Raw genomic sequence first — 21,342 nt, 5'->3', positions numbered from 1 at the left:
CTTCGCCGTGGCAAACCTTTCCGGTACGTGCGACGACCGGTTCGGCAAGGTGGCGGACGTGCTGGCGGCGTCGCTGGACGCCGTCGACGTGGGCGCGAGCGTGGCCGTCTTCCAGGACGGCGAACCCGTGGTGGACCTCTGGGGCGGCCACCGCGACGCGGCCCGCACCGTGCCTTGGGACCGCGACACGATCACCAACGTCTGGTCGACGACCAAGACGATGACCGCGCTGTGCGCGCTGGTCCTCGCCGACCGCGGCGACCTGGACCTCGACGCGCCGGTTTCCCGCTACTGGCCCGAGTTCGCGGCCGCGGGCAAGGACGGCGTGCTGGTCCGGCACCTGCTCGGGCACACCGCGGGCCTGCCGGACTTCGCCGGCCCGATCGCCGTCGAAGACCTCTTCGACTGGCCCGCCGTGACGGCCCGGCTGGCCGCGCAGGCCCCGAGCTGGGAGCCGGGCACCGCGGGCGGCTACCACTCGATCACCTTCGGGTTCCTCGTCGGGGAAGTCGTGCGCCGCGTCACCGGGCGCAGCCTCGGCACGTTCTTCGCCGAGGAGATCGCCGGGCCGGCCGGCGCCGACTTCCACATCGGGCTGGCCGCCGAGCACGACCACCGAGTCGCGCAACTGATCCCCGCGCCCGAAGGCGACCGGCCGCCGGGCTTCCTGATCGGGGTGGCGGACTCGCACACCGAAGCCTGGCGGCGCGCGGAACTGCCCGCCATCAACGGGTTCGGCCACGCTCGCTCGGTCGCCGCCGTGCAGTCGGCCTTGGCCTGCGGGGGAACCGCGGGTGGCGTCCGGCTCCTGTCGGAGGCCGGCTGCGAGCGCGTCTTCGAGGTGCAGTCCGACGGCGTCGACCGCGTGCTCGGCATGCCGATGCGCTGGGGACCGGGCTACCGGCTGGAGGGCCGGACGTTCTCGTGGGGCGGCTGGGGTGGCTCGGTCGTGTTCGTCGACGTCGAGCACCGGCTGGCGGTCGCGTACGTGATGAACCAGGTGCTCTGGGCCGACGGGTACGCGCGCGGCCTGGAAGTCGTGATGGCCGCCTACGACGGGGTCACGGCTTAGGCGTCGAGGGCGAGGGGGAGGGTCCGGCGGACGGCGTCGCCGTGGCGTCCGTGCAACGGGACCACCGGGATCCCCGGCGGGGGAACGGGAGCGCCGGGGCGAGCGCCGACCCGGATCGTCACCTCGTCCTTCTCGCGCCCGCCCGGCGTCCGGGTCAGCGTGTACGACGTCGCCGTGAACGCCGCGCCCGGCACCGCGAAGTCCAGCGCCCGCGCCGAACGCGGGGCGAAGCACATCTGCGGCGCGTCGCCCCAGTGCCAGGACCGCCAGCGGTCGGGAGCGCCGTCCGGAGCACCCTGGACGCCCAGCGCGACCCGCAGCTCCTTCGCGAGTTCCCCGGCCTCCAGCACGGTGCTCTGGTAGCCCGCCTCGGCGAGCGAACCCATCAGGCTCAACGCCGCCGACGCCGTGCTGCGCAGCGCGCCGAGGTCGCCGCCGCCGCGGGCCAGCGCCGCGATCGGGGCGAGGTCCGGGCGGTAGCGCACGGTCAGCCACCGCACCCGCAGCACCTGCTCGCCGCGCGGGATCGCCCACGTCAGCAGCTGCGCCGAAGCCAGCGGGATGTCGGTGCGCCGGTAGGCCTCGCGCAGGATCTCGACCAGCGCGGCCGGTCCCGGCGCGCCCGGGCCGGCGGTCAGCCGGACGATCGCGCTCCACCCGCCGTCGACCTCGGCGACGCCGAAGCGGTTGCCCGCGCGGTCGACGTGCTGGCGCACCTTCACCGGCCCGGCCAGGTGGTGCAGGGGGTCCGGGCTGTCGCGGCGGGTGTCGTGGCGGCGCAGCCGGTAGGCCGTCCAGGTCAGTGCCCACCCGGCGAGGTGCCGCCCGGCGAACCGCACGGACGTCAGCAGCACGAGCACCCCGGCGGCGGCGGTGACGCCGATGCGCACGGGCTGCGTGACGGTGCCGACCAGCCACGCGAGCAGCACGGCGATCGCGGCGACCTCCCACACCGCGGCCTGCAGCGGCCGGATCGGCAGCAGCCAGGGCAGCGGCGCGTGCGAGCGCCGGGACGGTGCCCGGCGGACGGCGCCGGCGGTTTCGACGGACACGGGCTCCCCTTTCCCCGGGTCTGCGACGCTACTGCCTGGCCGGATACCGCGTGGGCGTAAAAATTACCCTCGCCGCCCCCGCACCCGCGGCTTAGCATCGGGCACTCGGGAGGACGACGCACACAGCCGGGGGCTAAGCAGCGTGTGGACGCAGCGGGACCAGATCCAGGCGTACCAGTTCCTCCGGCGCAGGCTCGTTTCCGCACTCGTCGCGGCCGACGCCAACCACCCCGTCTCGCCCAGCCGCCGGCTCGTGCTCGGCACCGTGCTGGGGCTCGTGGCCGCCCTGCTCGTCACGGCCGTCTTCGGCATCATCGGCCTGCTGAACCCCTCCGGCGGCAAGGACTGGCTGGCCGGTGGCAAGGTGATCGTCGAAGAGGGCACCGGCGCGCGGTTCGTGCTCGGCGCGGACGGCGTCCTGCACCCCGTGCTCAACTACGCCTCCGCGCGGCTGCTGGCCGGCGGCAACGGCGACGCGACGGTGTCCGTCTCCTCGGAGAAGCTCGGCAGCGCCGGGCGCGGTGCCCAGATCGGCATCCCGGGCGCGCCCGACTCGGTGCCCGCGCCGAGTGCGCTGGTCACCACGCCGTGGACGAGCTGCAGCCGGTCCACCCAGGACGCGCCCGCGTCGGCCGAGCCCCGCACCGCCGTCCTGCTCGCCGCCCCGGCGTCCGGCGTCGAGCTGCCGCGCGACCAGGGCGTCATCGTCCGGCTGCCCGCGGGCGAGCGCTTCCTGCTCACCGGCGGGCGGCGCTACAAGCTCTCCGACGCGGCCGCGACCGCGCTGCAGTTCGACAGCTACCCGACGATCGCGGTGTCCGCGCGGTGGATCGACACCGTCCCGGCCGGGCGCGACCTCACGGCGTTGCCGGTCGACGGCGCGGGCGACCGCGGGCCCGCGGTGGGCGGGCGCGCCACCCGCGTCGGCGAAGTCCTCGCCGTCGTGGACGCGATGGCCGCGCCCGGCGCCGCGACGTCGTACTACCTCGTCCGCCGCGACGGCCTCGAACCGGTCGGCCAGACCGAAGCGAGCCTGCTGGTGACGACGGAAGCCAACGCGGTCGCGTATTCCGGGACGCCGGCGCCGGTCGAGGTCCGCGCGGCCGACGTCGCCGCCGTGGCGAAGGTCGCCGCGCCCCGCGCGGGCGGCGCCGACCCGGCCGCCTTCCCCGACCGCATCCCGGGCAAGGCGCCGATCACCGGCGGCTCGGTCGCGTTGTGCATCCAGGGCAGCCGGCTGCTCGTTTCGGCCGAATTCCCGCTTTCCCCTGGGGCCAAGGCAATCCAGGTCACCACGAGGACCGAAGCAAGGGTGGCGGACGAGGTGTACGTGCCTCCGTCGGGAGGCGCCGTCGTCGTCGAATCCGGTTCGGCCACCACCTACCTGGTGACCGACACAGGCCGGAAGTACCCGGTGGTCAACGCGCAGGCACTCGCGTCGCTCGGCTACGGAAGCGTGGCGAAGTCACCGGTCGCAGGTAGTTTGCTGGCATTGGTGCCGACGGGCCCCGCGCTGGACCCGGCTTCGGCCGGGCGGCCGGCCCCGTCGGGTGGAACGGGGTGAAAGTCGTGCACATGACACAAGAGCGCTCGACCGAAGACGAACGAGAACCGGGTCGCGTCCGGGTGGCGGTCATCGAAGACCACCCGCTGTACCGCGTCTCGGTCCAGCGCGTGCTGGCCGAAGCGGACTTCGTGGAGCTCGGCGCGGTGGTCGATTCGGTGGCGCGGTTCCACGTCCACCGGCAGCCGCCGGGCAGCGTGGTCCTGCTCGACCTGGGGCTGCCGGGCGTCGCGGGGGCGGCGGCGGTGCTGGAGGTCTGCGAGCTCGGGCACCACGTGCTCGTGGTCTCCGCGCAGGCGGAACCCGAGGTCGTGCTGGGCGCGATCGCGGCCGGGGCGCGGGGCTTCCTCTCGAAGGACGTCGACGCGGACGAGCTGCTGATCGCGATCAAGACCGTCGCCGACGGCGGCGCGTACGTCTCGGCGGTGGTGGCCGGGATGATCATGAAGGACAACGCGGACCGGCCGGCGGTCTCGGCGGACGTCGAGCTGTCGCCGCGCGAGGAGCAGGTGCTGCGGCTGGTGGCGGCGGGGGAGCGCGACGTCGACATCGCGCTGATCCTCGGCATCGGTGTCCGGACCGTGCGGGGCTACCTCGACCGCATCCGCGACAAGACGGGCGAACGGCGGCGCCCCGGCCTGGTCAAGGAAGCCATCCGGCGCGGCCTGATCGGCGGCGCGGGTCCCAAGCGCGGCCGCAAATGAGCGAACCCGCGGCCGACGCCCCGGCGCCGCGCCGGATCACCGTCGGGGTCATCGAGGACCACCCGCTCTACCGGTACGCGCTCACCCGCGTGCTCACCGAAGCCCCGGACATCGAGCTCGGCGCGGTCGCCGACTCGGTGGCCCGGTTCGCGGTCCAGGACCAGCCGGCGGGCAGCGTCGTGGTCCTCGACCTCAAGCTCCGCGGGGTCCAGGACGCGGCCGCGGTCCTGGAAGTGGGGCACATGGGGCACAAGGTGCTGGTGGTGTCCGCGCACGCGGAACAGCCGGAGGTCCTGGGGGCGATGCAGGCGGGCGCGAAGGGGTTCCTGTCCAAGGACGTCGACGGCGACGAGCTCCTGCGCGCGATCCGCACGATCGCCGACGACAACGCGTACGTGTCGCCGACCCTGGCCGGGATGATCATCCAGGACAGCGAAGAGCGCCACGCGGGGCCGAAGATCGTGCTGTCGGAGCGCGAGAAGCAGGTCCTCCGCCTGGTGGCGGCGGGGGAGCGCGACGTCGACGTGGCGGAGATCCTCAACATCAGCGTCCGGACGGTCCGCTCGTACCTGGACCGCATCCGCGACAAGACGGGCGAGCGCCGCCGCGCGGGCTTCGTCCGCGTCGCGATCCGCGAAGGCCTGCTCCGCTAGCTGTGCCGCTGGAGGCGGCGGTTGGCCAGGGCACCCGTCGCCGTGCGGGCCTTGGCCGGTACCGCCGGGTCGACGTCCACCAGGAGCGTCTCCGGGCCCGCGCCCGCGGCCGCGTGCACCCGGCCGAAGCCGTCCGCGGCCAGCGAATACCCGATCCCGGTCGGCGCCTTCGGGTTGACCGAAATCCCGGTCGCCGCCGGGTCGGCCTGGCCGCAGGCCAGGACCCAGCAGCCCGAGTCCAGGGCCCGCGCCCGCACCAGGACCTCCCACTGCTCGCGCTTGCCCTCGCCCGCGCCCCACGACGCCGGCAGCAGCACGACGTCGGCGCCGTCGTCGGCCAGCGCGCGGAACAGCTCCGGGAACCGGACGTCGTAGCAGGTCGCGACGCCGTAGACGACGCCGTCCAGCTCGAACGTGGTCACCGCGGCGCCGGGCGCGACCGTGTCCGACTCCGCGAAGCCGAACGCGTCGTAGAGGTGGATCTTGTCGTAGCCGCGGTGGTGCCCGCCGCCGGTGACGAGCAGCGTGTTGTGCACCCGGCCGCCGTCCGCCGGGGTGAACATCCCGGCGACGACCACGACGTCGTGCTCGGCGGCAAGCGTGGCCACCGCCGAGGCCCACGGCCCGTCGAGCGGCTCGGCGACCGGCGCCAGCGGCCGCCCGAACCGCGCCATGGCCGCTTCGGGGAAGACGACGATCCGCGCACCGCCGGCCGCCGCGGCTTCCACCCCGGCGCGCACCAGCTTCAGGTTCGCCTCCGGTTCGTCACCCGAGTTGACCTGGCACAACGCGATTCGCGTCACCGCTGCCTCCTGCATGCTGGGATCGGCCGTCGTTCCGCCGCACCAAGGAGTATCGCCGACGGGCGCTCGAGCGTGACCTCGTACCCTGGGGGCATGTTGAACCGCACCGACCTGCGCGGGCAGGTCCCGACCGCCGCCGAACTGCGCGCCACGCTGCCCCGCGCCGAATACGACGTGGACGCGGCGCTGCATCACGTGCGCCCGGTGGTCGAGGCGGTCCGTGACCGCGGTGTCGAAGCCGTCCTCGAGTACACCGAGCAGTTCGACAAGGTCCGCCCGGTGTCCGTGCGGGTGCCGCGGGAGCGGCTGACGCAGGCGCTCGCGCAGCTCGACCCGCAGGTGCGCGCCGCACTGGAGGAGTCGATCACCCGCGCCCGCAAGGTGCACGCCGAGCAGCGCCGCACCGACGTCACGACCACGGTCGTCGACGGCGGCACGGTCACCGAGAAGTGGGTGCCGGTCGAGCGCGTCGGGCTGTACGCGCCGGGCGGGCTGGCCGTGTACCCCTCGACCGTGGTGATGAACGTGGTCCCGGCGCAGATCGCCGGCGTCGGCTCCCTGGTCGTCTGCTCGCCGCCGCAGGCCGGGTTCGCCGGGCTGCCGCACCCGACCATCCTCGCCGCGGCCGAACTGCTCGGCGTCGACGAGGTGTGGGCGGTCGGCGGCGCGCAGGCCGTCGCGCTGCTGGCCTACGGCGGCACGGACACCGACGGCACCGAGCTCGCCCCGGTCGACGTCGTCACCGGGCCGGGCAACATCTACCTGACCGCGGCCAAGCGGCTCCTGCGCGGCCTGATCGGGATCGACGCCGAAGCCGGGCCCACCGAGATCGCCATCCTCGCCGACGAGACGGCCGACCCGGTGCACGTCGCCGCCGACCTGATCAGCCAGGCCGAACACGACCCGCTGGCCGCGAGCGTGCTGGTGACGACGTCGGTCGAGCTGGCCGACGCCGTCGACGAGGAGCTGGTGAACCGGGTCGCCGCGACGAAGCACACCGAGCGGGTCGGCCAGGCCCTGGGCGGCAAGCAGTCCGGCGTCATCCTGGTGTCCACAGTGGACGACGGCCTGCGCGTGGTCGACGCCTACGCCGCCGAGCACCTCGAAATCCAGACGGCGGACGCGCGGTCCGTCGCCGCCCGGGTCCGCAACGCCGGCGCGATCTTCGTCGGCGCGTACGCCCCGGTGTCGCTCGGCGACTACTGCGCCGGGTCCAACCACGTCCTGCCCACCGGCGGGTTCGCCCGCCACTCCTCGGGCCTGTCCGTGCAGAGCTTCCTCAAGGGCATCCACGTCGTGGACTACTCCGAGGACGCGCTGCGCGAGGTCGCCGGCCGCGTCGTCGCGCTGGCCGACGCCGAGGACCTGCCCGCGCACGGCGAGGCCGTCACCGCGCGCTTCGGGGGTTCGGTCCGATGATCGGCGAAGAAGTCACCCTGGACCAGTTGCCGCTGCGCGAGGACCTGCGCGGCAAGACGCCGTACGGCGCGCCGCAGCTGGCCGTCCCGGTCCGGCTCAACACCAACGAAAACCCGTACCCGCCGCCGCCCGAGCTGGTCGCGGACGTCGCGGAGGCCGTCCGCGCGGAAGCCGCCGAGCTGCACCGCTACCCGGACCGCGACGCCCTCGAGCTGCGCCACGACCTGGCCGACTACCTGAGCGTGTCGACGCGGGTGGTGCTCACCGAGGCGAACGTCTGGGCCGCCAACGGGTCCAACGAGGTGCTGCAGCAGATCCTGCAGGCCTTCGGCGGGCCCGGGCGCAGCGCGCTCGGCTTCGAGCCGTCGTACTCGATGCACCCGATCATCGCGTCCGGCACCCGCACCGAGTGGGTCCCGGCGCCGCGCCGCGACGACTTCACGCTGGACACGGCCGCGGCGGCCGCGGTCATCGCGGAAAAGCGGCCGGACATCGTGTTCGTCACGAGCCCGAACAACCCGACCGGCGGCTCGATCCCGCTGTCCGAGCTGCGGGCCGTCCTGGACGCGGCCACCGGGATCGTGGTCGTCGACGAGGCGTACGCGGAGTTTTCGTCGCAGCCGAGCGCGGTGCACCTGCTCGAGGACTACCCGGCGCGGCTGATCGTGTCGCGCACGATGAGCAAGGCGTTCGCCTTCGCGGGCGGCCGGCTCGGCTACCTCGCGGCGGCGCCCGCCGTCGTCGACGCGCTGCAGCTGGTGCGGCTGCCGTACCACCTTTCGCGGCTCACACAGGCGGCCGCGCGGGCGGCACTGCGGCACGCCGACGCCACTTTGGACAGTGTGCACAAGCTGGCCGCGGAACGCGACCGCGTCGTGGAGGCGCTGGCGGGCCTGGGGTACGACCCGGTGCCGAGCGACTCGAACTTCGTCCTCTTCGGACGGTTCAGCGACCCGCACGCCGCCTGGCAGTCCTACTTGGACAAGGGGGTGCTGATCCGCGAGCCCGGCATCGAAGGGCACCTGCGCGTCAGCATCGGCACCCCGGAAGAGAACGACGCCTTCCTCGAGGCGAGTAAGGAAGTTTCCCGATGACCCGCATCGGCAAGGTCGAACGGACCACCAAGGAGTCCTCGATCTTCGTCCAGCTGGACCTCGACGGCACCGGCGAGGTCGAGATCTCGACCGGCGTGCCGTTCTACGACCACATGCTGACGGCGTTCGGCGTGCACGGTTCCCTGGACCTCAAGGTCGAGGCGACCGGCGACGTCCACATCGACGCCCACCACACGGTCGAGGACACGGCGATCGTGCTCGGCCAGGCGGTCCGCCAGGCCCTGGGCGACAAGAGCGGCATCCGCCGCTTCGGCGACGCGTGGATCCCGATGGACGAAACCCTGGCCCACGCGGCGATCGACGTCTCGGGCCGGCCGTACTGCGTGCACGTGGGCGAGCCCGAGCAGTTCACCACCTTCACGATCGGCAACAACTACCCGTTCGTGCTCACGCGGCACGTCTTCGACTCGCTGTCGTTCCACGCGCAGATCGCGCTGCACGTGCGCGTGATCCACGGCCGCGACCCGCACCACATCGCGGAGGCGCAGTACAAGGCCGTGGCCCGGGCCCTCCGGGCGGCGACCGAGCCGGACCCGCGCGCGGGCGGAATCCCTTCCACGAAGGGCGTTCTGTGAGCAACGGAGTCATCGGCGTCCTCCTGCTCGCCCTGGGCGGCTTCCTGCTGGGCGGCGTCTATTCGACGTGGAAGACGGCCAAGTTCATGGCGGGGGTGCTCGCCGTCGCGGCCCTGCTGGCCATCGGCGGCGCGATCTTCTGGTTCTCCAGCTGACGTGAAGAATGCCCCCTCGGGTGAGGGGGCATTCTCCGGGTCCGCTACCGGCTCGCGCCGACCAGTTCCCGCTCCCCGGGCTCGTCGAGGTGCTTGGTGAGCTTCTCGCCCTCGACGTCGACGTCCGGCAGGATGCGGTCGAGCCACTTCGGCAGCCACCACGCGCCGCGGCCGAGCAGCGACATCACCGCCGGCACCAGCGTCATGCGGACCACGAACGCGTCCACCAGCACGCCGAACGCCAGCGCGAAGCCGATCGACTGGATCAGCGCCGATTCGGCGAGCACGAACCCGGCGAACACGCTGATCATGATCAGCGCCGCCGCGACGACCACGCGCGCGCCGTGGCGGAAGCCGGTGACCACGGCTTCCTGCGGGTCGGCGCCGTGGACGTGCTCCTCGCGCATCCGCGTCACCAGGAACACCTGGTAGTCCATCGCCAGCCCGAACAGCACGCCGATCAGCAGGATCGGCAGCATGCTCATGATCGGCCCGGTCGACTCGACGCCGAGCAGGCCGGTCAGCCAGCCCCACTGGAACACCGCGACCACCGCGCCGAACGTCGCCGCGACGGAGCCGAGGAAGCCGATCGTCGCCTTCAGCGGCACCACGACCGAGCGGAACACCAGCATCAGCAGCACGAACGCGAGCCCGACGATCAGCGCGAGGTAGGGCAGCATCGCGTCGGACAGCTTCGCCGAGACGTCGATGTTCGCCGCCGTCTGCCCGGTGACGGCCAGCTTGGCGCCGGTCGCGTTCTCGAGCACCCCCGACTGGGCGCGGATCGCGGCCACCAGGTCCTCGGTCTGGGTGCTGCTCGGGCCGCTCTTGGGGATCACCGTCAGCAAGGCCGTGTCGCCCGCCTGGTTGGTGCGGGGCGGCGTCACCGCGGCGACATCGGGCAGCTTCGCGATGTTCGACGCGGCCTGGCCCAGCGCGACCTGGCGGTTGGTGCTCGCGCCGGCGTCGACGACGACCAGCAGCGGCCCGTTCGAGCCCTCGCCGAAGCTGCGGCTGGCGATCTCGTACGCCTTGTGCTGCGTCGACTCCGGCGCGGCGGTGCTGTCGTTGGGCAGGCCGAGCTGCATGCCGAGCGCGGGCAGCGCGACGACGGCCATCCCGGCCAGCGCGACGAGCAGCACCGGGATGCGGTGGCGGCCGACGAACCGCGCCCAGCGCTCGCCGTGCGTCGTTTCGGCCGGCCTGCGGCGCAGCCGGACGCGGCCACCGGCGACCCTGCGGCCGGCGAAGCCGAGGATGGCGGGCAGCAGCGTCAGGGCGATGACCACGGCGATCGCGACGGTCACCGCGGCGGCGACGCCCATCTGGCCGAGGAACGGGATGCCGACGACGGTCAAGCCGGCCAGGGCGATGATGACGGTGAGCCCGGCGAACACGACGGCCGAACCGGCGGTGCCCGCGGCGCGCCCGGCGGCTTCCTCGGGGTCGCGGCCGATGCTGAGCTCGTGCCGGTAGCGCGACACGATGAACAGCGCGTAGTCGATGCCGACGGCGAGCCCGATCATCAGCGCCAGGATCGGCGTGTTCGAGTTCAGCTCGAGGAAGCCGGAGGCGAGGAAGATGCCGCCCATCCCGGTGCCGACGCCGATCAACGCCGTGAGCAGCGGGATGCCGGCGGCGACGAGCGAACCGAACGTGATGATCAGCACGACGGCCGCGACCGCGACGCCCAGCCCCTCGGTGGCGCCGGTTTCCGGGACACCCTGGACGGCGTCGCCGCCGAACTCGACGGTGAACCCTTGCGCGCGGGCCGCGTCGGCGGCGTTCTGGAGGGCCTCGCGGTCACTGTCGGTGAGTTCGTAGGCCTTCGCGCCGTAGCTGACCTGGGCGAGTGCGACGCGCTTGTCGGGCGAGATCGACTGCGCCTGGAACGGGTCCACGACGGCGGCGACCTTCGGCGCGGTCTTCAGCTGCCCGACCGTCGCCTCGACCGCGGCCTTGCCCTTGGCGTCGGTGACCGTGGTCCCGGCCGGGGCCTCGATGACGACGCGGGCGGTCGCGCCACCCGCGTTGGCCTGCGGGAACTTCTCGGTGAGCTGGTCGATCGCCCGCTGGGACTCGGTGCCGGGGATGGTCACCGAGTTCGACAGCTGGCCGGACAGCGTCAGGGCGCCCAGCCCGAGCGCCACGAGGACGGCCGTCCAGACGGCGGCGACCAGCGCCCGCCGTCGGAAGGACAACCGGCCGAGCCGGTACAGGAAGGTCGCCACGAGTCAGCTCCGTTTCGCCCGAACGGGGTCGGTTCACTCAATCTGGTTCCTTTCCAAGCTAGCCGATCGGCAAGGGTGACTCCAAGCCGATCGGCAAGTATGTGACTTGCCGAACAGCAAGGTTTGTTCCAGCCGATCGGCAAGTAAGCGGTTTGCCGATCGACAGGGAGTGACGTACGCTCCGACGGCTCGCTGAGGAGGAAGAATGACCGCCGGCCCGGCCGAGGACACCCGGACCCGACTGCTGCAGACCGCGCTGCGCCTGTTCACCGAACACGGGGTCGAGGGCACGTCGCTGCAGATGATCGCCGACGCGCTCGGGGTCACGAAGGCGGCGGTCTACTACCACTTCAAGACGAAGGCGGAGATCACCGAGGCGGTGGCCGAGCCCGGCGTGCGGGACCTGGACGAACTGGTGCTGCGCGCGGCCGCGCAGAAGCGCCGCGGCACGCAGGTGGACCTGCTGCTGGAGGGGTTCGTCGACCTGGTGATCCGGCACCGCGCGCTGGTGGCGCTGTTTTCGAGCGACCCGGGCCTGATCCGCGCGATCGAGAAGTCCGCGCACGGCGGCATGGAGGGCTTCGGCCGCGCGCTGCTGGGCATCCTGGCGGGCCCGGCCCCGGACCCGACGGCCCGGGTCAACGCGATGGTGACGTTGACGGGCATCGCCATGGCCGGCGGCTCCCCGGACCTGGCCGGCCTGGGCGACGACGAGCTCCGCACGGAACTGCTGGACGTGGGCCGCCGCCTGCTGGGCCGCCCCCGCCGCCGCACCCCAGCCGTGTCGACCCTCTAATCACGCGTGATGCCTCTCCAGTCACGCGTGATGCCTCTCCAACCACGCGAGATGCCCCACCGATCACACGACGCCCGAGTCCAAGCTCGGGCCGGGGCTGGGGGCTTCCGCCTCGGTGCGCGTGTTGTCCGGGGCGGAAGCGAGCGTCGACGCCGTCAGCCGGTGGTGATCGTGGCCGCGGGGTTGCCTTTCACTGATTTTTCATCGGCCGGCGCGATCATGCCCCCATGCGGCGAACCGGGGCGTGGACAGGCGGGGCGACGGCGGTGGCGTGCGCGGTCATGGCGATCGACCTCTCGCGTTCCGACCTTCACGACCAGTCGTGGCTCGGCGGTGCGGGCTCGTTCGTCACCGGGGTCTCGGCGCTCACCGGCGCGCTCGTCCTCGCCGTGCCCGCGCGGCCGCGGCCGGTGCCCGTGGCGGCCGTCGGGGCCGAACGGGATCCCACCGTCGTTCCGCTGACCACGCCCTCGTCGCGGATCCGGCATCGGGCCGTCGGCGTGCTGACCGGGGTTGTCTGGCTGGGCGTCTTCCTCGCCGTCGCCTACCTCGGTGGTGCGTCGCTCGGTGCCGTGCTGCCGCTGGTTCTGCTGGCCGTCTTCGCCTTGGCCGGCTTCTGGGACGCCCACGCCGACGGCAAGGACGAGCTGATCCTCGACCCGGCGGGCATGACGATCGTCGATCGGCGGCGGATCGCCGTGCGGGACCGGTCTTTCCGGGTGCGGTGGGCGGACCTCGAAAGCGTTGCGCTCCAAGCGCGCCGTGGCCGGTGCTGCGTCGCCGTGCGATACGGCAAGCACGGCGGCTGGGACGTCGTCCTCGAGCTGCCGTCCGAGAGTCCCGAACTCCTTTACGTCGTCAGGAGAGCGCTCGAACGGTTCGCGGGCGGCAAGTTCCGGGACTGACGCGGTGCAGGTACGCCGGGGGCAAGCGGTTCAGATGCCGCCTTCGACCGCCGGACGCAGTTTGCTCGCCCCCGGGCCGAAACGCGCCAGCTCGTCGTCGTTGTTGTAGAGCGCGCAACTGCGCAGTGACAGGCACCCGCAGCCGACGCAGCCGGTGAGCCGGTCGCGAAGCCGTTGCAGGGCGTCGATCCGCGCGTCGAGCTCGTGCTGCCAGTCGCGGGACAGCCGGGCCCAGTCGGCCTTCGTCGGCGCGTGGTCGGCGGGCAGTGACGCCAGCGCCGAGCTGATGTCCTCCAGGGAAAGCCCGACGCGCTGCGCGGCGCGGATGAACGCGATCCGCCGCAGCACCGAGCGCGGGTACCGGCGCTGGTTGCCCGCCGAACGCTCCGAGCTGATCAGCCCTTTCTCCTCGTAGAACCGCAGTGCCGTGTGCGGCACCCCGCTGCGGTCCGCCACCTGTCCGATGCTGAGATGTTCAGCGAGCCTCGTCACCAGCTCAGGCTATCCTTGACTTCGAGTTTAGTCGAGGTTGCATGGTCGGTTCATGACCACTGCGACCGAACCGGGTTACGCCGAGCTGCCGCGTCTGATCTCGCTCATGACCGGCGACGACAAGCACCAAGCCGCCGCGGAGTCCACTGTGGACGTCTTGTGGGTGCTGTACGACCGCGTGCTCGACATCACGCCGTCGAACCACCGGGAGCCCGGCCGCGACCGGTTCCTGCTGTCCAAAGGGCACGGTCCGATGGCGTACTACGCCGTGCTCACCGCGAAAGGCTTCCTCGACGAAGCCGAGCTGCCGACGTGGTCGAACGCGCTTTCCCGGCTGGGACACCACCCCGACCGGCGCCGGATCCCGGGCGTCGAGATCTCGAGCGGCTCGCTCGGCCACGGCCTGCCGATCGCGTTGGGGACGGCGCTGGGCCTGCGTGCCCGGGGCATCGGGTCGAAGGTGGTGACGTTGATCGGCGACGCGGAGCTGGACGAGGGCTCGAACCACGAGGCGATCGTCGTCGCGGCGCGGTCGGGCCTGGAGAACCTCACGACGGTGGTGGTCGACAACCAGTCGTCGACGCGCGGCTGGCCGGGCGGGATCGCGCGGCGCTTCGACGTCGAAGGCTGGGAGACGCGCACGGTGTCCGGCCGCGACCATTCCGCGTTGTACGGCGCTTTCACCGCTGCGCACCCCGGCCGTCCGCTGGCCGTGATCGCCGTCGTCGAACCGAAGGGCTGATTTCGTCATGAGGGAAACGTTCCTGACCACGACCGAGAAGATCCTGGACGCCGACCCGGAGGTGGCGGTCGTCCTGGCGGACATCTCGGCGGCCCAGCTGGCCGGTGCCGCGCGGCGGCACCCGGACCGCGTGCTGAACGTCGGGATCCGCGAGCAGTTGCTGGTCAGCGCGGGCGCGGGGCTGGCACTGGCCGGACTGCGGCCGATCGTGCACACGTTCTCGTCGTTCCTGGTGGAGCGCGCGTTCGAGCAGATCAAGCTCGACTTCTCGCACCAGGACGTGGGCGGGGTGCTGGTGTCGTACGGCGCGTCGTACGACATGCCGACCGCGGGGCGCACGCACCAGTCACCGGGCGATGTGGCGCTGATCGATTCGCTGCCGGGCTGGACGGTGCACGTCCCGGGCCACGCCGCCGAAGCCCGGCGGTTGCTGCTGGATTCCGTGCCGGGGGACGGCCGGGTCTATCTGCGGTTGTCGGCCCAGACGAACGCTTCGCCGCACTTGGGGGTGGGGTTCACGCGGTTGCGGTTCGGTTCGTCGGGGGTCGTGGTGGCGGTGGGGCCGGTGCTGGACCGGGTGCTTCGGGCCACTTCCGGGCTGGATGTGACGGTTTTGTACGCGTCCACGGTTCGGCCTTTCGACGCTGCCGGGTTGCGGTCTGCTGCGCTGGCTGCTTCGGGGTCTGTTGTGCTTGTGGAGCCCTATTTGGCCGGGACTTCGGCTTACTGGGTTTCCGAGGCGCTGGGAGACGTGCCGCACCGGGTGAAGTCGTTGGGGGTGCGGCGGGATGTCGAGGTGCGGACTTACGGGGGGATCGCGGACCACGATCTGGCCCATGGGCTGGATGCCGGCTCGTTGAGGCTGTCGATCAGGGATTTTCTGGGGGAGTAGGCGGAGCTTCACCGCGGAAGGCCGATAGCGTGACTTCCATGGGGTCCAGCATTCGGCCGATCGCGCTCGGTCTGATCAGGCGGCGTGAGCAGATCCTCGTCTTCGAGGGGCGCGACGACGTCAAAGGCGAGACCTACTACCGGCCCCTCGGAGGCGGGGTCGAGTTCGGGGAGCGCAGTGAAGACGCCCTCGCAAGAGAGTTCCGCGAAGAGCTCGAAGCCGAGATCAGGGTCGGGGAACGGCTCGGTGTGCTCGAGAACGTCTTCACCTGGCGTGGACGGCCCGGCCACGAGATTGCCTTCGTCTATCACGCCGAGTTCGTCGATGCCGGCTTCTACGCCAGAGAGGAGATGAAGATCCTCGACGATCCCGCCACCGCGCGGTGGGTCGACGTCGAGGACTTCCGCGACGGCAGCAAGATCCTCTACCCCGACGGGCTCACGCGACTGCTCTCACCGGAGCAGTGACCGCGAAGTCGGCTGCAGTTCCAGTCCGGGCGGAACCCGGCTGAACGACACCGTGAACGGGCCGTCCGTGCGGACCGGCAGCTGCGGGAAGTTGTTCGGCGAAGGCTCCGTCTCGAACACCGCGAACGCCTCGGGCGACGCCGAGAAAGACAGGTGCACCCCCGAGCCCGGCGGGGGAGATGCCAAGCCGCGCCGCACCGGGCGCAGCAGAAGCACGTTGTCCGAGTCCACCATCGTCGCGTTGGCCTCGGCCCGGAAGCGCCGCCACACCGGCCCGGTGTAGAACGCGGTAAGCGCGGCGAAGCGGGCGGCCAGGGACGAGAACCCCCGCAGCCACAGGAACTCGTCCGGGGACGACGGCACGCGGAACAGGCCGAACAGGTGCGCGCCCGCCTCTTCCTGGGGCTCGACGAACTCGCGCTCGAACAACGCGATCAGCTCGTCACGACGCCCCGGGTGGAGCGTGTAGCGCCGGAGTTCGAGGACGCTCTCGAAGTCGGTGAAATCCACGACCGGAACGCTAGCGGGCACCACCGACAAAACCGGATCAGCGGAACGCCGCCAGCCCCGTCACGGCCTGGCCCAGGGACAGCGCGTGCATCTCCTCCGTACCCTCGTACGTCAGCACCGTCTCCAGGTTCGCCATGTGCCGCATCACCGGGTACTCCAGGGAAATCCCGTTCGCGCCCAGCATCGTGCGGGCCTCGCGCGCGACGGAAATCGCCGAGCGGACGTTCGCCATCTTGCCGAAGCTCACGTGGTTGTGGTGCAGCGAACCCGCGTCCTTGAGCCGGCCGATCTGCAGGGCCACCAGGCCCGCGCGGTTGACCTCGACGACCAGGTCGGCCAGCTTGCGCTGCGTCAGCTGGAACCCGGCGAGGGGCTTGCCGAACTGCGAGCGCGACAGCGTGTACTCCAGCGCCGATTCGTAGCACGCGCGCGCGGCGCCGACGACGCCGAACAGGATCCCGTAGCGCGCCTCGTTCAGGCAGGACAGCGGCCCGCGCAGGCCCCGGACCTCGGGGAACGCGGCCGACGAAGGCAGTCGCACGCCGTCCAGGACCAGCTCCGCCGTCAGCGACGCGCGCAGGGACAGCTTGTGCTTGACCTCGTTGGCCGTGAACCCCGGCGTCGACGTCGGGACGACGAAGCCGCGGATGCCGTCCTCCGTCTGCGCCCAGACCACCGCGACGTCGGCGACCGTGCCGTTGGTGATCCACATCTTCGTGCCCGACAGCACCCAGTCGGACCCGTCGCGCACCGCGCGCGTCCGCATCGAGCCCGGGTCGCTGCCCGCGTCCGGTTCGGTCAGGCCGAAGCAGCCCAGCGCGTCGCCCGTCGCCATCCGCGGCAGCCACTCCTGCCGCTGCTCCTCGCTGCCCCACCGGTGGATCGCGTACATCGCCAGCGACCCCTGCACCGAAACGAAGCTCCGCAACCCCGAGTCGACGGCTTCCAGTTCCCGGCACGCGATGCCGTAGGCGACCGCGCTGGTGCCGGCGCAGCCGTAGCCCTCCAGGTGCATGCCCAGCAGCCCCATCGAGCCGAAGCCCTTGGCGAGCTCGGCGGCGGGCAGGACGCCCGTTTCGTACCAGTCCGCGACCCGGTCCAGCAGCTGGTCCTTCGCGTACGCGCGGACGGCGTCGCGGATCGCCCGCTCCTCTTCGGCGAGCCCGGCGTCGAGGTCGAGGAAGTCGTGCGGGTCAGGAGTGCGGGTCATGGGGGCTCCCTGGGGACGCGTCGGTGCGGCCCCAGCAGGAAACCACAGTCAGACGTCTGCTCCCCGCGTGGCGTTCGTCACGCGGGCGGCAGACGCGCGCGGCGTGCACCGCTGCCGGGCCTGCTGGCGCGGGATCAGCAGCTCGCTGAACTGCGGGAACGGCTCGCTCTCGATGTCTTCACGCCAGGCGTGCAGCATCTGGGACAGCAGATCGTCCTCGGCCATCTTCGCCTCCCTGGCGTCCGGTCGTGCGGTGCTCAGGCCACACGATCGGGTGACTTGGTACCCAGCGAGCGGGACGGCGAAACGGCCTTCGCCAAGATTCTTCCGACCCGTCACCACCTCGTGGCAGAATCGCGTCGCCGCCGCCACCGCCTCTACTCCCGAGGAGCGCACATGCGTGCGGCCAGTCTGCTCGCCCTCACCACCGCCGCCCTGCTCGCCACGGCCGGCGTCGCCACGGCGCACGAATCCGGCTGGCGCCAGGCCGGCCACACGACCGCGGAAAACCGGATCAGCGGCGAGGGCCTCACCACGCTCCGCCTGCCCGGGCACGCCCCCGAGATCGTCTACCGCAACGGCGCCACCATCCCGCAGCCGCTCAAGGACGAGGGCTGGGGCCACGTCGGCGACCCGGACTCGCTGCGCGGCTACGTCTTCGACGTCTACCAGGACACCGTCACGCCGACCCCCGTGAAGAAGATGTACCTGGTCACGAAGCCCGACGGGTCGACGACGGAGTTCGTCCACCCGCTGCAGCCGGACGAGCCCGCGGCCAACGCGAACGCCCAGGTCGTGGTCACGCCCGACGGCCAGTGGCTGGTGTCGGGCCCGCTCGGCGAGATCGACCGCCTCTACGTCTCGGCGACGCCGTTCCTCAACCCCCGGGGCCCGAAGGCCGCCGGTGACCTGCCCGTCGCCGCCCGCATCCACCTCGACCACCACATCCGCAGCGCCCAGGGCTGCGACTTCGTCGGCCCGACGCGCCTGATCTGCGCGACGAGCGACCCGTACAACGACCTGTACCCGACGAACCTGCAGCTCCTGCAGATCGACCTGGCCCGGCCGCTCAACGGCCGTGACGTCACCGCGAAGGTGCACGAGATCGGCCAGGTTCCGCTGGTCAGCACCTGCACCGGCACGTTCACCCCGGAGGGCGTCGACTACGACGCGGGGACCCTGCGCGTCGAGGTCGTGCCGCCGGCACCGTGCAACACCGTGACGGACGTCTATTCGTTCGAGCGCCGCTGAGGGCGACGGCTACGCTGGGTGGCGTGTCTCGTGTGGTGATCCTCGACTACGGTTCCGGCAACCTCCGCTCCGCCGAACGCGCCGTGGCGCGCGCCGGGGCCGAAGTCGAGGTCACCGCCGACCCGCACGCCGCGATCGAGGCCGACGGCCTGGTCGTGCCGGGCGTCGGCGCCTACTCCGCCTGCATGGCGGGGCTGCTCGAGGTCAAGGGCCACCGGATCATCGGCAAGCGCCTGGCCGGCGGCCGTCCGGTGCTCGGCATCTGCGTCGGCATGCAGATCCTCTTCGCCCGCGGCGTCGAGCACGGCGAGGAGACCGAGGGCACGGCGGAGTGGCCGGGTGTCGTCGACCGGCTGAACGCCGAGGTCCTGCCGCACATGGGCTGGAACACCGTCCGCGCGCCCGCGGACTCGCAGCTGTTCGCCGGGCTCGACCCGGACGAGCGGTTCTACTTCGTGCACTCCTACGCCGCGCGCAAGTGGGAGCTGGAGTCGGGCATCGGCCAGGAGCCGAAGGTCACCTGGTCGAACCACGGCGAGGACTTCGTCGCCGCGGTGGAGAACGGACCGCTGTGGGCGACCCAGTTCCACCCGGAGAAGTCGGGCGACGCCGGCGCGCACCTGCTGCGCAACTGGCTCGCGACCCTCTGACCGGGTGACCGGCGTCTCCGCCTTAGAGTTACGGCGTGACTTTCACGCTGCTTCCCGCCGTTGATGTGGCCGATGGCCAGGCCGTGCGACTCGTCCAGGGCGAGGCCGGCACCGAAACCTCCTATGGCAGCCCGCTTGAAGCGGCGCTCGCCTGGCAGCGCGACGGCGCCGAGTGGATCCACCTGGTCGACCTCGACGCCGCGTTCGGCAAGGGCAGCAACCGCGAGCTGCTCGCCACGGTCGTCGGCAAGCTCGACGTCCAGGTCGAGATCTCCGGCGGCATCCGCGACGACGCGTCGCTCGAGGCCGCCCTGGCCACCGGCGCCCGCCGCGTCAACCTCGGCACCGCCGCGCTCGAGGACCCGGAGTGGACCGCGCGCGTGATCGGCGAGTACGGCGACCGCGTCGCGATCGGCCTCGACGTCCGCATCACCGACGCCGGCCACCGGCTCTCGGCCCGCGGCTGGACGTCCGACGGCGGCGACCTGTGGGAGGTCCTGGAGCGCCTGGACCGCAACGGCGCCGCCCGCTACGTCGTCACCGACGTGAGCAAGGACGGCACCCTGCGCGGCCCGAACCTCGAGCTGCTGCGCGACGTCGTGGCGCGCACCGACGCGCCGGTGATCGCCTCGGGCGGGGTGTCCAGTGTGGACGATCTCGTCGCGCTGGCCGGCCTGGCGTCCGACGGCGTCGAGGGCTCCATCGTCGGCAAGGCGCTCTACGCCGGGGCGTTCACGCTGCCCGAGGCGCTCGCCGCGGTCGCGAAGCTCTGAGGAGCATTACCTCCCGCGTAATCGACGCTGCACGGAAACCCGGTCAGGATTCCTTTCGACGACGAAAGGAATCCCATGACCGCCTACGGACTCGCCCACCTGCGCCCGCCCGCCGTGCTCCACGAAGAAGTCTTCCAGTACCTCGAACGCATCCAGGCGACGCTCGACCCCCACGGCGGCAAGTTCGTGGTGCACGGCTCGCCCGTCGAAGTCAGGGAAGGCGAGTGGCCCGGCACGCTCGTCGTCATCGAGTTCCCGAGCCTCGACGCCGCCCGCCGGTGGTACGACTCCGCCGCCTACCGGGAGATCCTGCGCCTGCGGGCCGACCACATCCCGGGTGACCTCGTGCTCGTGGAGGGGTGCGGCCCGGACCACGACTCGGCCGCCCTGGGGGCCGCGCTGCGGGCACTCGCCTGCAAAGGGGCTGACAGCGGCACCCGCGTCCCCTAGGTTGCCGCGGGTGGAGGAGATCGTCACCCAGCTCGAAATGACCGCCGCCGATCAGCTGAACCCGGCGCCGGTCGTCGACGGCGTCACGCTCGTCGCCACCGGGCCGGGGCCGCACGTCCGGGACCTGCACGTCCGGATCGGGACGCCCTACCGCTGGCCCAGCGCCACCAGGAGCGGCGAGGACTGGGACAGGTGGCTGGCGGAGCCGGGCCGCCGGTACCGGCTCGTCGAGTACCGCGGGGAGGTCGCGGGCGCCGCCGATTTCGAGCCGCAACCCGGGGACGCCGTCGAAATCACCACCTTCGGCCTGCTGCCCGAGTTCGTCGGGAAGGGCCTCGGCGGGTACGCGCTCACCCTCGTCGTCGCCGATGCCTGGACGGTCCCCGGGGCGAGCCGGGTCTGGCTGCACACCTCGACCCTCGACCACCCGAACGCGCTGCCGAACTACCTGCGGCGCGGCTTCCGCAGCTTCAGCCGTCCAGCTTGACCGCGATGCCGACCGTCCGGTCCGCCGGGCCGCGCAGCTTCGAGAAGAACATCGTGATCCGCCCGATGATGCCGTACTTGCGGGCGATCGCCTTCCGGACGCGCTCGGTGTCCGAAGCGTCCAGCAGCCGCGCCTGGCCGGTGGCGACGGCACCGTGCGTCTTCTGCCCGCGCAGGTCGCACGCCTGGACCTCGACCCGGCCGCTGTTGCGGATGCGCTTGACCTTCCCGGCCTTGCGCTCCGACCAGAACACGAGCTCACCGGCGTCGCCGGCCACCCAGATCGGGGTCGGCACGGCGCGGCCGTCGCGGCGGAACGTGGTCAGGACGACGTAGCGCTCGGCGGCGAGCCGGTCCGTTTCGGATGCCATGCGC

The 21,342-nt window shown here is 72.1% G+C and carries 26 protein-coding genes; 18 read left to right on the top strand and 8 right to left on the bottom strand.

From position 1 onward, the window contains the following. Positions 1-7: 7 nt before the first annotated feature. A complete protein-coding gene (locus tag ACWEN0_RS17120) occupies positions 8-1,072 on the top strand; it encodes a serine hydrolase domain-containing protein (RefSeq protein WP_451974109.1) in 1,065 nt (354 codons plus the stop codon). Here the strand turns inward: ACWEN0_RS17120 and ACWEN0_RS17115 are convergent. Beyond that, positions 1,069-2,124, bottom strand: coding sequence for a type VII secretion protein EccE (locus tag ACWEN0_RS17115; RefSeq protein ID WP_451974107.1), 1,056 nt, complete (start codon positions 2,122-2,124; stop codon positions 1,069-1,071). The genes ACWEN0_RS17120 and ACWEN0_RS17115 overlap by 4 nt on opposite strands. 142 nt (positions 2,125-2,266) lie before the next feature. Between ACWEN0_RS17115 and eccB the strand changes: the two genes are divergently transcribed. The 3 genes from eccB to ACWEN0_RS17100 are packed head-to-tail and all read left to right on the top strand — an operon-like array spanning position 2,267 to position 5,045. Beyond that, a complete protein-coding gene (eccB, locus tag ACWEN0_RS17110) occupies positions 2,267-3,688 on the top strand; it encodes a type VII secretion protein EccB (RefSeq protein WP_451974105.1) in 1,422 nt (473 codons plus the stop codon). A gap of 11 nt (positions 3,689-3,699) precedes the next feature. Continuing rightward, positions 3,700-4,392 (top strand): response regulator, encoded by a 693-nt coding sequence (locus ACWEN0_RS17105; protein ID WP_451974103.1) that lies wholly within the window; start codon positions 3,700-3,702, stop codon positions 4,390-4,392. Further along, the gene (locus tag ACWEN0_RS17100; protein WP_451974101.1) at positions 4,389-5,045 is read left to right on the top strand and encodes a response regulator; all 657 of its coding nucleotides are present in this window, start codon (positions 4,389-4,391) and stop codon (positions 5,043-5,045) included. Before ACWEN0_RS17105 ends, ACWEN0_RS17100 begins: the two co-directional genes overlap by 4 nt. Here the strand turns inward: ACWEN0_RS17100 and ACWEN0_RS17095 are convergent. Further along, positions 5,042-5,848, bottom strand: a complete 807-nt coding sequence (locus tag ACWEN0_RS17095) for a carbon-nitrogen hydrolase family protein (protein ID WP_451974099.1) — start codon at positions 5,846-5,848, stop codon at positions 5,042-5,044. The genes ACWEN0_RS17100 and ACWEN0_RS17095 overlap by 4 nt on opposite strands. A 93-nt stretch (positions 5,849-5,941) precedes the next feature. On the opposite strand from ACWEN0_RS17095, the gene hisD reads away from it, so the two are divergent. The 4 genes from hisD to ACWEN0_RS17075 are packed head-to-tail and all read left to right on the top strand — an operon-like array spanning position 5,942 to position 9,112. Beyond that, entirely contained in the window at positions 5,942-7,267 is a 1,326-nt protein-coding gene (gene hisD / locus ACWEN0_RS17090; protein WP_451974097.1) for a histidinol dehydrogenase, read from the top strand. Then, a complete protein-coding gene (locus ACWEN0_RS17085) occupies positions 7,264-8,361 on the top strand; it encodes a histidinol-phosphate transaminase (protein WP_451974095.1) in 1,098 nt (365 codons plus the stop codon). The genes hisD and ACWEN0_RS17085 overlap by 4 nt, the downstream gene beginning before the upstream one ends. After that, complete coding sequence (hisB, locus tag ACWEN0_RS17080; protein WP_451974093.1) at positions 8,358-8,957, top strand: imidazoleglycerol-phosphate dehydratase HisB; 600 nt, start codon at positions 8,358-8,360, stop codon at positions 8,955-8,957. Before ACWEN0_RS17085 ends, hisB begins: the two co-directional genes overlap by 4 nt. Beyond that, positions 8,954-9,112 carry a hypothetical protein gene (locus ACWEN0_RS17075; protein ID WP_451974091.1) on the top strand — a complete coding sequence of 53 codons (159 nt, stop codon included), beginning with the start codon at positions 8,954-8,956 and terminating at the stop codon, positions 9,110-9,112. Before hisB ends, ACWEN0_RS17075 begins: the two co-directional genes overlap by 4 nt. A gap of 44 nt (positions 9,113-9,156) precedes the next feature. On the opposite strand, the gene ACWEN0_RS17070 is transcribed toward ACWEN0_RS17075, so the two are convergent. Further along, positions 9,157-11,343: an MMPL family transporter gene (locus ACWEN0_RS17070; RefSeq protein WP_451974089.1), complete on the bottom strand. Its 2,187-nt coding sequence runs from the start codon at positions 11,341-11,343 to the stop codon at positions 9,157-9,159. 205 nt (positions 11,344-11,548) lie between these two features. Here ACWEN0_RS17070 and ACWEN0_RS17065 point away from each other — a divergent pair, with 205 nt between their 5' ends. Both ACWEN0_RS17065 and ACWEN0_RS17060 read left to right on the top strand, forming a co-directional pair. Beyond that, entirely contained in the window at positions 11,549-12,139 is a 591-nt protein-coding gene (locus tag ACWEN0_RS17065; RefSeq protein WP_451974087.1) for a TetR/AcrR family transcriptional regulator, read from the top strand. A gap of 227 nt (positions 12,140-12,366) precedes the next feature. Then, the gene (locus ACWEN0_RS17060) at positions 12,367-13,044 is read left to right on the top strand and encodes a hypothetical protein (RefSeq protein ID WP_451974085.1); all 678 of its coding nucleotides are present in this window, start codon (positions 12,367-12,369) and stop codon (positions 13,042-13,044) included. A 30-nt stretch (positions 13,045-13,074) separates the two neighbouring features. Here the strand turns inward: ACWEN0_RS17060 and soxR are convergent, their stop codons facing one another. After that, complete coding sequence (gene soxR / locus ACWEN0_RS17055) at positions 13,075-13,536, bottom strand: redox-sensitive transcriptional activator SoxR (RefSeq protein WP_284740995.1); 462 nt, start codon at positions 13,534-13,536, stop codon at positions 13,075-13,077. 52 nt (positions 13,537-13,588) lie between these two features. Here soxR and ACWEN0_RS17050 point away from each other — a divergent pair, with 52 nt between their 5' ends. The 3 genes from ACWEN0_RS17050 to ACWEN0_RS17040 are packed head-to-tail and all read left to right on the top strand — an operon-like array spanning position 13,589 to position 15,637. Further along, positions 13,589-14,278 (top strand): thiamine pyrophosphate-dependent enzyme, encoded by a 690-nt coding sequence (locus ACWEN0_RS17050; protein WP_451974083.1) that lies wholly within the window; start codon positions 13,589-13,591, stop codon positions 14,276-14,278. Between the two features lie 7 nt (positions 14,279-14,285). Next, entirely contained in the window at positions 14,286-15,170 is an 885-nt protein-coding gene (locus tag ACWEN0_RS17045; RefSeq protein ID WP_451974081.1) for a transketolase family protein, read from the top strand. Positions 15,171-15,208: 38 nt separating this feature from the next. Continuing rightward, the gene (locus tag ACWEN0_RS17040; protein ID WP_451974313.1) at positions 15,209-15,637 is read left to right on the top strand and encodes an NUDIX hydrolase; all 429 of its coding nucleotides are present in this window, start codon (positions 15,209-15,211) and stop codon (positions 15,635-15,637) included. Here the strand turns inward: ACWEN0_RS17040 and ACWEN0_RS17035 are convergent. The 3 genes from ACWEN0_RS17035 to ACWEN0_RS17025 are packed head-to-tail and all read right to left on the bottom strand — an operon-like array spanning position 15,623 to position 17,582. After that, positions 15,623-16,147 (bottom strand): NIPSNAP family protein, encoded by a 525-nt coding sequence (locus tag ACWEN0_RS17035; RefSeq protein WP_451974079.1) that lies wholly within the window; start codon positions 16,145-16,147, stop codon positions 15,623-15,625. The two genes, ACWEN0_RS17040 and ACWEN0_RS17035, sit on opposite strands and share 15 nt — an antisense overlap. A gap of 37 nt (positions 16,148-16,184) precedes the next feature. Continuing rightward, positions 16,185-17,357, bottom strand: coding sequence for an acyl-CoA dehydrogenase family protein (locus ACWEN0_RS17030; RefSeq protein ID WP_451974077.1), 1,173 nt, complete (start codon positions 17,355-17,357; stop codon positions 16,185-16,187). 48 nt (positions 17,358-17,405) lie between these two features. Then, positions 17,406-17,582: a hypothetical protein gene (locus ACWEN0_RS17025; protein WP_451974075.1), complete on the bottom strand. Its 177-nt coding sequence runs from the start codon at positions 17,580-17,582 to the stop codon at positions 17,406-17,408. Positions 17,583-17,753: 171 nt separating this feature from the next. Here ACWEN0_RS17025 and ACWEN0_RS17020 point away from each other — a divergent pair, with 171 nt between their 5' ends. The 5 genes from ACWEN0_RS17020 to ACWEN0_RS17000 all read left to right on the top strand — a co-directional run bounded on the left by ACWEN0_RS17020 (position 17,754) and on the right by ACWEN0_RS17000 (position 20,968). Next, positions 17,754-18,608 (top strand): hypothetical protein, encoded by an 855-nt coding sequence (locus ACWEN0_RS17020; protein ID WP_451974073.1) that lies wholly within the window; start codon positions 17,754-17,756, stop codon positions 18,606-18,608. Between the two features lie 32 nt (positions 18,609-18,640). Then, positions 18,641-19,258: an imidazole glycerol phosphate synthase subunit HisH gene (gene hisH, locus ACWEN0_RS17015; RefSeq protein ID WP_451974311.1), complete on the top strand. Its 618-nt coding sequence runs from the start codon at positions 18,641-18,643 to the stop codon at positions 19,256-19,258. Between the two features lie 35 nt (positions 19,259-19,293). Then, entirely contained in the window at positions 19,294-20,031 is a 738-nt protein-coding gene (gene priA, locus ACWEN0_RS17010; protein WP_451974071.1) for a bifunctional 1-(5-phosphoribosyl)-5-((5-phosphoribosylamino)methylideneamino)imidazole-4-carboxamide isomerase/phosphoribosylanthranilate isomerase PriA, read from the top strand. A 75-nt stretch (positions 20,032-20,106) separates the two neighbouring features. Then, positions 20,107-20,481: a DUF1330 domain-containing protein gene (locus ACWEN0_RS17005; RefSeq protein ID WP_451974069.1), complete on the top strand. Its 375-nt coding sequence runs from the start codon at positions 20,107-20,109 to the stop codon at positions 20,479-20,481. A gap of 10 nt (positions 20,482-20,491) precedes the next feature. Then, positions 20,492-20,968, top strand: coding sequence for a GNAT family N-acetyltransferase (locus ACWEN0_RS17000; RefSeq protein ID WP_451974068.1), 477 nt, complete (start codon positions 20,492-20,494; stop codon positions 20,966-20,968). On the opposite strand, the gene ACWEN0_RS16995 is transcribed toward ACWEN0_RS17000, so the two are convergent. Beyond that, positions 20,952-21,338 (bottom strand): PPOX class F420-dependent oxidoreductase, encoded by a 387-nt coding sequence (locus ACWEN0_RS16995; protein WP_451974066.1) that lies wholly within the window; start codon positions 21,336-21,338, stop codon positions 20,952-20,954. The genes ACWEN0_RS17000 and ACWEN0_RS16995 overlap by 17 nt on opposite strands. Between the last annotated feature and the right edge of the window lie 4 nt (positions 21,339-21,342).

Source organism: Amycolatopsis sp. NPDC004378, from assembly GCF_053602455.1.
The sequence above is the reverse complement of the archived record's forward strand: the minus strand, read 5'-3'. Positions and strand labels throughout refer to the sequence as shown.